General features: G+C 48.4%; 9 protein-coding genes. 8 read left to right on the plus strand and 1 reads right to left on the minus strand.

Annotated features, from left to right (window positions below):
• Window positions 1-569: 569 nt before the first annotated feature.
• The 8 genes from B3F49_RS03585 to B3F49_RS03620 all read left to right on the plus strand — a co-directional run bounded on the left by B3F49_RS03585 (window position 570) and on the right by B3F49_RS03620 (window position 8170).
• A complete protein-coding gene (locus B3F49_RS03585) occupies window positions 570-1622 on the plus strand; it encodes a TAXI family TRAP transporter solute-binding subunit (protein WP_293892144.1) in 1053 nt (350 codons plus the stop codon).
• Between the two features lie 77 nt (window positions 1623-1699).
• Window positions 1700-3613, plus strand: a complete 1914-nt coding sequence (locus B3F49_RS03590) for a TRAP transporter permease (protein ID WP_293892141.1) — start codon at window positions 1700-1702, stop codon at window positions 3611-3613.
• Window positions 3614-3713: 100 nt separating this feature from the next.
• The gene (locus B3F49_RS03595) at window positions 3714-4757 is read left to right on the plus strand and encodes an aspartate-semialdehyde dehydrogenase (protein ID WP_293892138.1); all 1044 of its coding nucleotides are present in this window, start codon (window positions 3714-3716) and stop codon (window positions 4755-4757) included.
• Window positions 4754-5929 (plus strand): NAD(P)/FAD-dependent oxidoreductase, encoded by a 1176-nt coding sequence (locus B3F49_RS03600; RefSeq protein ID WP_293909019.1) that lies wholly within the window; start codon window positions 4754-4756, stop codon window positions 5927-5929. Before B3F49_RS03595 ends, B3F49_RS03600 begins: the two co-directional genes overlap by 4 nt.
• Window positions 5930-5941: 12 nt before the next feature.
• Window positions 5942-6238 (plus strand): (2Fe-2S)-binding protein, encoded by a 297-nt coding sequence (locus B3F49_RS03605; protein ID WP_293892133.1) that lies wholly within the window; start codon window positions 5942-5944, stop codon window positions 6236-6238.
• Complete coding sequence (locus B3F49_RS03610) at window positions 6222-6542, plus strand: (2Fe-2S)-binding protein (protein ID WP_293892130.1); 321 nt, start codon at window positions 6222-6224, stop codon at window positions 6540-6542. Before B3F49_RS03605 ends, B3F49_RS03610 begins: the two co-directional genes overlap by 17 nt.
• Window positions 6543-6545: 3 nt before the next feature.
• Entirely contained in the window at window positions 6546-7637 is a 1092-nt protein-coding gene (locus B3F49_RS03615) for an NAD(P)/FAD-dependent oxidoreductase (RefSeq protein ID WP_293909021.1), read from the plus strand.
• Between the two features lie 5 nt (window positions 7638-7642).
• Window positions 7643-8170: a 4Fe-4S dicluster domain-containing protein gene (locus tag B3F49_RS03620; RefSeq protein ID WP_293909023.1), complete on the plus strand. Its 528-nt coding sequence runs from the start codon at window positions 7643-7645 to the stop codon at window positions 8168-8170.
• Here B3F49_RS03620 and dapB read toward each other — a convergent pair.
• Window positions 8167-9390: a 4-hydroxy-tetrahydrodipicolinate reductase gene (gene dapB, locus B3F49_RS03625; protein WP_320349910.1), complete on the minus strand. Its 1224-nt coding sequence runs from the start codon at window positions 9388-9390 to the stop codon at window positions 8167-8169. The two genes, B3F49_RS03620 and dapB, sit on opposite strands and share 4 nt — an antisense overlap.
• Between the last annotated feature and the right edge of the window lie 169 nt (window positions 9391-9559).

Here is a 9559-nt window from a genome sequence, read left to right on the forward strand (position 1 = left end):
CTGGGAAGCGGCCAACTATAGCAAGAAACTCATCGAGCTGTTCGCTTTCTTCAAGTGCCCTCTCATTGGCGATTTACACCTCGTTACCTAATTTCCTCACTTGTTCTGTTTGATGTTTATAAACATACGCCTATAGGTTTCTGGTGTGTTCTCTGCCAGGGCACAAGTGTTCGTGCTTGGAATCCGGGAGGCTCTCATCAGAAACTTTACTCTTTCCGGCAGAGCCTTCAGTATAGTGATGGCTTGTCCCTTATCATGCACCGATTTTTGGTTTCTTGATTCAAGCGACTCAAAGAGAAAGGCTGCCAATGACCAGTATTGCCAAGCGTAGCGTGCTGTTTTCCATCAAACACATCGTTTCTTGATGGTTCCATCATTTCCTGGCGCTCTCATGCAGTGAAAGATCAGGCCTTGAGGGTAGTATGAAGGACCTTATTATTTTGTGTGTTCGTTATCGGTTTAGAATAATTGCGTTGACAACTACCGCAGTCATGGTAAGATATAGTCGCTACTCATACTATAAGAAGTAGCAAGAATGCACTCATACGTCACTACAATAGGAGGAAGACATGAAAAGGAACCGAATAGGGTTACTGATGCTTGCGTTGATACTGGTATCGGGTTTGCTCTTTGCAGCTGCGCAGGCGGAGACTGCTACTCCGACGGCAGGAGGAATGGAACCTCTCAAAGCAGGCACGTACTCATGGACGGCTGGTGGAATGGGAGGCGGTTGGTACACACAGGCTGGAGCCATGTCGGCAATTGTGAAAAACACATTCCCCGAAATTACAATCAAGGTCATTCCTGGTGGTGGCACAGCAAACCCGCTAGCAGTTGATCAGGGAAAAGATGATTTTGGTTGGGGTGTGGGATATGTCGACAAAGCTGCTTACAATGGTATAGCTCCTTTGTATGACAGGGAAGTCAAGAACATCAGAGGACTGCTGGGAGGATTCTCTGTGGACTTCTACCACTTCCTTGCTGCGAAATCGACTGGAGTTACCACGATCGACGAATTTGCTGCAAAGATCAAGGCCGGAGAGAAACTCAACGTTGCTGCTCCGATGCCGGGAACCAGTGAGCGTGCCCTTACCACGTTCATCCTTGAAAACTACTATGGCATTTCCTACGAACAAATCGAGAAAAATGGCGGCAAACTGTTCCAGGCTGTCTATGGTGATATGGTCAACTATTATAAGGATCGACACGTTGATTACGTTATCGCATGTCTTGGACTTCCCGGTGCCGCAATTACCGAAATGACGATTTCCAGAGATTCAACCATCCTTGAAGCCAGCGATGATTTGATCAAGTGGAGTGCCGACACCTATGGTACTGTTGCCCTCGAAACCGGTTTGAACGTGATTCCCGCGGGAACCTACAAGGGTATTGATGTGAACAAGAAGGCCATCGGACACTCTACTGAAATCATTGCTTCTGCCAAACTGTCCGACACTGTTGCCTACCATTTCGTGAAAGCTCTCATAGAGAACATTGGTGAAGTGAAGAGCATCAATCCTTCGTTTGGGAAGTATTTCACGGCTGAGACTGCTCCTAATACAATGATTCCTCTGCATCCGGGTGCTGAAAAGTATTACAGAGAGGTTGGTTTGTTGAAGTAAGAGTACCTCGACTATCAAAAACGGACCTTCCGTAAGGTCCGTTTTTTAAAAACTAAAACAAAAGTGGAGTGAATACTATGCGTGAATTGAAAGGTTGGTTGAAATGGGTTGTCAGTTTTTGCCTAGTTGCGGTGGCTGTTTTTCATTTATATACCGCAATATTTGGAGTTTTCCAGCCAAGAATTCAGCGTGGTATTCACCTGATGGTTCTCTTGCCGATGGCCTTTCTTCTGTTTCCTGCGTCTAAAACCAAGTCGCCTACTGATCGACCGACGGTATTGGATTGTATATTAGCCATTTTGGCTATTTTCCCACCACTGTATCTGATGTTGTCGGATGCGAGACTGAATATGCGGTATGAAATGATCGATCCAGTCCATCCGGTGGAGACAGTTCTCGGCCTTATCAATATCATATTGCTGATCGAGGCGGTTCGCCGGGTTGTCGTACCTGCGATGGCCATCCTGATCAGTCTCTTTCTTGTGTATCTGGTCACAGCTCCGTATCTCAGTGGTATTTTTTACTCGAAGCCGATGCAGCTCAGCCGCATGGTGGAAATTCTCTACCTCTTTACAAGTGAGGGGATATACGGTTCCATCATCGGGGTTACGGCTACACTGGTTGCTGTATTTGTCATCTTCGGTGCGTTCATGCAAAATACGAGGACCGGTGAGTACTTTACAAACTTGGCAGTATCACTAGCGGGAAGGTCGGTTGGTGGTCCTGCGAAGATTGCTGTCATCTCAAGCGGCCTGTTTGGTTCAATCAGCGGGGTGGCTGCTGCAAACGTATATGCAACCGGTGTGTTCACCATTCCCCTTATGAAGCGGTTGGGCTATCGCAAACAATTCGCAGGAGCGGTTGAATCAGCTGCCTCAACAGGTGGGTTGATCATGCCTCCCATCATGGGTGCCGGAGCGTTCGTCATGTCGGAAATAACCGGAATTGCGTATGTCCATATCATCAAGGCAGCCGTCATTGGTGCAATTTTCTATTATCTGAGTATTCTCATCAAAGTCCACTTCGAGGCCAAAAAAGAGAATCTTCGAGGAATGGATGAAAGCGAAATTATTTCAACGAAACAAGTCTTGAAAGACTCGTATCAGTTGATTCCCCTCATTATCCTTGTCATTTTCCTAGTAATCGGTTATTCGCCGTTCATGGCTGCTGTTTATGGAATTCTGGCTACATTCTTGATTACATTCTTCAAGCGTAACACGTGGATGACTCCCAAAAAGTTGTATGAAACGTTTGAGTTGGCTGGAAAGAATCTCATCATGCTGGCAGTCACATGCGCCGGAGCCGGAATGGTGATCAGCATCGTGACATATACCGGCTTAGCGTTGGGAATAGCTTCCGTTATCCAATCCTGGTCAGGCGGATTTTTGCTGCCTGCATTGATGCTCATCATGGTTACATCGATTCTGATGGGCATGGGAATGCCGTGTACTCCCGCCTATATCGTTGCCGTAACAATTGGCGGTCCGGCTCTGCAGGCCCTGGGTATCGATGTACTGACCGCCCACCTCTTTGTATTCTATTTTGCCATCCTGGCTGAAGTGACGCCCCCGGTGAGCATTGCTAGTTATTGTGGAGCTGCCATTGCCGGTTCCGACCCGTTGAAGACGGGATGGGAAGCGTTGCGTCTGGCGCTGGTGGGATTCATCATCCCCTATATCTTCGTTTACAACCCTGCCTTCTTGATGAGAGGATCCTTTCTTGAAGTCATAGCCCTTTGTATTCTCATATTCTATGCTGTTATTACTATGGCATCATCGATGCGTGGATATTTTAACAGGATTTTGAAACTCTGGGAACGAGCGGTATTGGGAGCTTTGACGGTAGCTATGATCATCGTAGCGTGCACACCGAAAATCATGCATTCGTACACTGTTGATATGGCCTTGATCATATCGGCTGTCATCATCTTGGTTTTCTTTATTGTAGCAAAAATGAAAAAGAAGGTAATTAAGCCCGCCGTACCGGCTTAAGGGAGAGCATTGGTAATAACATAGTGACGCCATCATTCAGGATGGTTGAGCTGGTTGTGCGATACAGCAGTATGAACAACCGGCTAAAAAGGTGGTACATATGAAATCATATCGAGTTGCAATTGTGGGAGCCCTGGGAGCTGTTGGCCAACAGATGACCAAGATTCTGGAACGGTCCTCGTTGGCTGTCTCCTCGCTCAAACCGATGGACATCGAAGAGAATGCAGGAAAGCAAGTACCGTTCAGGAACAAGATGTGGACGGTTGAAACAGCGGACAAGAGTAAGTTCACCGATGTTGATATCGCTTTATTCTCTGCTGGAGCAGAAGCGAGTGAGATCCTGGCTCCGATAGCCGTTTCGGAAGGAGCAGTGGTAATCGACAACTCGAGCCAGTGGCGTATGGCCGAGGGCGTACCTTTAGTGATTCCCGAAGTCAATCCTGAAGCATTGCGAGCACATAAGGGCCTGATCGCAAACCCCAATTGCTCGACGATTCAGATGTTGGTGGCGCTCAAGCCATTGCATGATGCATTCACAATCAAGCGTGTTGTGGTTTCGACCTACCAAGCTGTCTCAGGCAGCGGAGCTGCTGCAATTCGTGAATTGCGGGAACAGTCGCAGTCGGTATTGGATGGCAAACAAGCAGTCGCGAACGTGTATCCGCATCAGATAGCTTTCAATGCGTTGCCTCACATAGATGTATTCTTGGAAAATGGGTACACCAAAGAAGAGATGAAGATGGTAAATGAAACACACAAAATGCTGGATCCCAACATTCTTGTCAGCCCGACGGCTGTCCGAATTCCGGTATTCCGAGGTCATAGTGAGTCCATCAACCTTGAGTTTGAAAAGCCATTCGAGATGGAACAAGTGTTCGAGATATACAAAAAAGCCCCAGGCATACAGCTGGTGGATGATCCTGCCCGTCTGGCGTACCCGTTGGCGATTGATGCAGAGGATTGTTACGAAGTCTTTGTAGGAAGACTCAGAAGGGATCCTTCGGTTGAAAACGGTCTGAATATGTGGGTGGTTTCTGATAACCTGCTCAAGGGAGCGGCGCTCAATACTGTACAAATTGCCGAAAAACTGGTCGAAATGGATTTGGTTGATCGGTCGGCACACTTGAGGAGACGAAGTACATGACTCATGCTGCCGACGTATTGGTTATCGGTGGAGGCATTATCGGCCTGTCTTGTGGTTTTTACCTCGCAAAACGAGGTAAGCGGGTATTTGTACTTGATACAGGGGGCTTTGCCGATGGGGCATCCGGCGCATGCGATGACATGATACTCTTCCAGTCCAAAAAGCCCGGCATCAATCTTGAACTGACGTTTGAGAGCTTGGAACTTTATAAGTCGCTGCGTGCCGAAATGGATGACAACCTTGGATTTGCAAACCTGGGTGGAATGGTGCTGATTGAAAACCAACAGGAGTTGGAGATCATGGAGGAGTTTGTCTCACAGCAACGTTCGTATGGTCTTGATGTCGAGGTGATCGACAAACGTGAGATTCACAAGAAACAACCCTTCCTCAGCGACCATATCATAGCTTCCACCTACAGCAGGATGGACTCCCAGGTGGATCCATTTGCCGTGATGCGGGCATTCGAACGAAAAGGCGCTCACTATGGTATGAAGGTCTTCAGGCGAAACGGGGTAGTCGGCATCGATCGAATCGGCAACGGTGATTATTTGGTATCCACCCAGGACTGTACGGTGTTTCAGGCCCCGGTTGTCGTAAATGCAGCAGGAACGTGGGCGGGTCAGATCGGGGAGATGGTCGGAGCCAACGTACCCATTACCCCCAAACGAGGCCAAATCGTCATCACCGAACGAGTCCCACCGATAGGGGAGACCAATCTTTGGAGTGCGAAATATCTGGTGACAAAGTTACGAAACGATGTTGTTGTGGATTTGAATGAAGATGAGCGGTCGATGGGATTGTCCTTTGCATTTACCCGTTCGGGAGGTGATACGTATTTGGTCGGCAGCACCCGTGAATACGTAGGGTTCGATAAGAGCACCACGATCGGGGGAATCAGGGCGATCATCAATCAGACGCTCAAGTATCTGCCACGGCTGCGTGATGTCAACTTCATTCGTGCAATTGCCGGCCTGCGGCCTTCGACGCCCGACGGGAGGATGCTGTTGGGAGAGCATAGTGGAATTGAAGGATTCTTTACTGCAGCGGGACATGAAGGCGATGGTATTGCCCTTGCTCCGATTACCGGTACAATCTTGGCATCGATGGTGTGCCGGGACCCGGTCGACCATCGATTGGACGAATTGTCGCCCAACAGATTCGCAAACCTGTAAGGAGGTGTGTGTATGGCTGACGATGATAAGGATATGTTCATCTGCCGCTGTGAGGAAGTTACCTTGGGCGAGATTGAACAGGCTATAGACGAGGGTTTTATAACTGTCAAGGATATCAAACGTGTTACTCGGGCGGGTATGGGCCTTTGCCAAGGAAGAACCTGCTCCAAGACCATTGCAAGAATCATTGCCCAGCGCACCGGCAAACCGCTTGAAGAGGTGATGCCGAAATCCTATCGGTATCCCGTGCGACCTGAAAAGATGCAGGTAGTTGAGAACGAGGAGTTCAATGATGCAAAGAATTCTTGATCATCCGATACTTGGTCCGCTTCCGGAGGAAGAGAAAGTCACCATCTATGTTGACGGCGAACCTGTCGAAGCGCGGAAAGGTGAAATGATTGCTGCAACACTCATGGCTGCCGGCAAGCCCTATTTCCGTAAGACGGTGAAAAGACATGAACCGCGCAGTATCTTCTGCGGCATCGGTCGCTGCACCGATTGTGTTATGACTGTCAACGGAACTCCAAATGTACGTACCTGTGTAACGGCGGTAGAGGATGGGATGGTGATAGAGACGCAGATGGGATTCGGCGATTGGGGAGGGGAACGATAGCAAATGGTAGAACGAGATATAGTTGTTATCGGATCCGGCCCGGCTGGATTGTGTGCGGCTATCGAAGCTGCTGAGGCCGGAGCGAAGGTGTTGTTGGTTGACGAAAACGCAAAGCCCGGTGGACAATTGTTCAAGCAGATTCACAAATTTTTCGGCTCTCGGGAACATAGTGCAGGCGTACGCGGAATCGATATCGGAACCTTATTGTTGAAGAAGGCGGAAGAACTGGATATTGAAGTCTGGCTCAATACCGAAGCCTGCGGAATATTCGATCAGGATAAAGTCTGGCTGGTGCGTGATAAAAGCAAATCCCTGACCATCCATGCCAAGCGCATCATACTGGCAACCGGAGCCAACGAGAACGTCGTCAATTTTCCTGGCTGGACACTTCCCGGTGTTATGGGAGCCGGGGCTGCGCAAACCATGATCAATATCCACCGGGTTCTCCCGGGCAGGAAAATCCTGATGATCGGGTCGGGGAATGTAGGCGTCATCGTCTCATATCAGTTGCTTCAAGCCGGAGCACAAGTCAGAGCGGTGGTCGAAGCAGCCCCGCAACTTGGCGGGTATGGTGTACATACGGCGAAGGTCAGACGTGCAGGTGTCCCTTTCTACACTGCTCATACCGTACTTGAGGCTCATGGAACCGATCATGTCGAGTCGGCACTGATTGTAAAACTCGATGCCGCTTGGAAACCGATTGCAGGTACAGAATTTACATTGAATGTAGACACCATCTGCATTGCCGCCGGCCTTACCCCTGCGGTGGAACTGGCCTTCGGCGCTGGTTGCCGTTCGGTCAATAGTCCCGTTTTGGGTGGTTTGGTGCCATGGCATGATGAGTCGATGCGTACCAGCATACCTTCGATTTACATCGCAGGCGATGTTTCAGGTGTTGAAGAAGCCAGTACTGCGATGGAAGAAGGGCGCATGGCCGGATTATCGGCTGCCCAATCACTAGGGTATCTCGAGGCATCACGGTATAGGTCGCGATTTGAGGCAATCAACCATAATTTGATGGCCCTGCGTTCCGGGATGTTCGGCCAAAAAAGACGCGATGCGAAAGAGGCCATTATGGCTGCCAGGGAAGGGTGAACGAGATGGATTATCAACATGAGAGCGAAGAGAGACTGAAGACCACCGGTGCGGCAAGCTTGGCTGAATTGCACGCAACAAAGGAATACATCCTTCCTGATGAGCGCATGCAACATCCAGTGGCAGTAATTGAATGCATCGAGGCAATCCCCTGCAACCCATGTGAAACGGCATGTCCAGTTCATGCCATTACGGTTGGTTCCGAGATCACCAACCTACCGGTCATCGACATCGAAACATGTACCGGGTGCGGTTTGTGTGTAGCAGCTTGCCCCGGCTTGGCCATCTATCTCAAGCAAAAAAACTACACCAAGAATTTGTCCTTTATTGCTTTCCCGTTCGAATATCTGCCGCTTCCAGAAGCGGGGAGAACTGTAAACATGGTCAATCGATACGGCCAGGTAGTATGCGAAGGGACTGTGATCAAGGTGGTGACCATCAAGCGGTTCAACCGAACCGCAATCATTTATGCATCCTACCCGGTCGAGCAGTATGAACACGTTGTGAATATGCAGCGTTTGGCAACCGACTAAATAGCGAATTCTTCCTTGATGATTCGTATTGCCTTATCGACGTCGGTAGAGTAGATTGCATATTCAATCTTACTCTCCGACGTTGTAACTGCAAAAATCGAAATATCTGCTTTTGCCATACAAGAAAACACTTTATACGCTACACCGGACTGGAATTCCATGCCAGGGCCTTCCACGGTCAACTTGGTGATATTCTCAGAAATAGTTGCTTTGGTTTGCAGCTGCGTCTCAGTAAGCTTGGCAATTACGCCCCTTGTCTTGTCAAGATCTTTCCGATTAATGGTAAAAGCTATTGCGATATGTCCGTTGGTTGCACCCGTATGGCTGATCATGTCAATGAATACATCATTTGATGCCAACGCTCCATAGAGGTCTGTAACCAGCGTCATGTTTCGCGGTATATTCTCAATTGACACCAAAACCTGATCTGGTTGTGCCAACAGCGTCGTTATCGCACTTTTTGCAGTAATCATATCCTGCATCGAATACATGCCGGGTTTTTGTTCGACGATATAAGAAGCCGCCAAGATGGCACCAGTAGCGAACACCTGCCGCGAGAAGGCTTGATGACTGATGGTAATTACTTCGTCTTTGCCTGCAAACAAAACTTCATGCTCACCGACGATTGTTCCACCACGCATTGAGTGGATGCCCAGCTCATCACTTTTCCGCTGTGTATCGCCTCCGTGCCTGCCGTATACGTATCTCAGCCTTTGCGTCCGACCTTCGTTAACCGAATCGGCAAGCATCAACGCCGTTCCACTGGGTGCATCCTTTTTCAGGTTGTGATGCTTTTCGATGATTTCAACATCAAATTGTTCTCCTAAGACCTTTGCTGCATTTTTTACCAGTTGTTGAACGAGATTGACTCCTAGCGACATACTTCCCGAACGAAAAACGGGAATCTTTTCTGCTGCCCTTGTCAATGCATCCAATTCGGGAGTCTCAAGCCCGGTTGTCGCCACAACAACAGCGAGCCTGCGCTCAATGGCAATATCGAGATAGTCGTGCAACGATTTGGGTGAGGAAAAGTCGAGGAGAACGTCTGCTTGAACAGGGCATGCAAGCAGGCTTGGATACACCTGGTATTCTCGTTCACTTGGATATACGTCTATTCCTGCAACAATGGAAAGGTTGTCAATTCGCTCTGCCATTGATGTAATGACTTGTCCCATCCTTCCACTACAACCGTATAGAATTATTCTAACCATATAAAACATCCTGTTAGCAAATATGTTTATATGTTATTCTAAAAACAAAGATGAATCAATGATAACATGGAATTATTTTTAGGTATTTATCCATGCTCTTTGCATAGTGGACAAAAAAAGAATGTTTGTGCAAGACTAGTAGCTCGTAACACTTAAATACAACTTTCCCAATGAGTGA

It is taken from the genome of Sphaerochaeta sp. UBA5836, from assembly GCF_002432845.1.
Taxonomy (GTDB): Bacteria; Spirochaetota; Spirochaetia; order Sphaerochaetales; family Sphaerochaetaceae; genus Sphaerochaeta.